Raw genomic sequence first — 1211 nt, 5'->3', positions numbered from 1 at the left:
CGGCTTTCCGACGCCCGGCGCAACGGCCACCGGGTGCTCGCCGTGCTCCGCGGATCGGCCGTCAACTCCGACGGCGCCTCCAACGGCCTGACCGCGCCGAACGGCCTCGCGCAGCAGCGGGTCATCGAACAGGCTCTGGACGATGCCGGCCTACGCGCCGAAGACATCGATGCGGTCGAGGCGCATGGCACCGGAACTCGTCTGGGCGACCCGATCGAAGCCGAAGCCATCCTCGCAACCTATGGCCAGAACCGGAGCACACCACTTCTCCTGGGATCACTGAAATCCGTCATCGGCCATGCCCAAGCGGCGGCCGGCGTCGCCGGCGTGATCAAGATGGTGCTGGCGATGCAACAGCGGACCCTGCCGCGCACACTGCACATCGACGAGCCATCGTCCAGAGTGGACTGGAGAGGTGGTCAGGTCGAGTTGCTGACCAGCAGCCGACCGTGGCCGGACAGTGGCCGTCCGATGCGGGCCGGTGTGTCGTCGTTCGGGATCAGCGGCACCAACGCGCACGTGATCGTCGAGCAGGTGCCGGACCCCGTGTCCGAGCCGGGGCAGCCGTCCGACCCTCCCGCTTCGGAGGCTCCGGCCAAGCCCTCCGAGCCTGGTACGACACCGGGTACGGCGCCCGTCGTGGTGCCCTGGGTGGTCTCCGGTAAGACCGAGGCCGCGCTCGGTGCCCAGATCGATCGGCTGACGTCCTTTGTGGCCGAGACCGGCGCGGATCCGGCCGATGTCGGCTACTCGCTGGTGGCGGCGCGCTCGGAGTTCGCTCATCGGGCGGTGCTGCTGGCCACCGGCGGCGGTGTGACCGAGGCGGCACGTGGTGTCGCCGGGCCGCCGGGCGCGCTGGCGGTGGTGTTCGCGGGGCAGGGCGCGCAGCGGATCGGGATGGGCCGCGAGCTCGCCGCCCGGTTCCCGGTCTTCGCCCGCGCATTGGACGAGGTTTTCGCGCGGCTGGCGGTCGAGCTGGAGCGGTCACCGCTTGAGGTGATGTTCGGCGCGGACCAGGGGCTGCTGGACCGTACCGAGTTCGCCCAGCCGGCGCTTTTCGCGATCGAGGTGGCACTCTTCCGCCTGGTGGAGTCGTGGGGTGTGACGCCGGACCTGCTGGTGGGGCACTCGATCGGCGAGATCGCCGCCGCCCACGTGGCCGGTGTGCTGTCGCTGGACGATGCCTGCGCGCTGGTCGCGGCCCGGGGCCG

At 71.1% G+C, this 1211-nt stretch carries 1 protein-coding gene; it reads left to right on the top strand.

From position 1 onward, the window contains the following. Window positions 1-1211, top strand: a 1211-nt coding sequence (locus ACWD3H_RS47700; RefSeq protein ID WP_451959810.1) for an acyltransferase domain-containing protein, incomplete at both ends; no start/stop codon positions are given.

Source organism: Streptosporangium sp. NPDC002607, from assembly GCF_053592655.1.
This window is presented reverse-complemented; position numbering and strand designations above follow the sequence as displayed.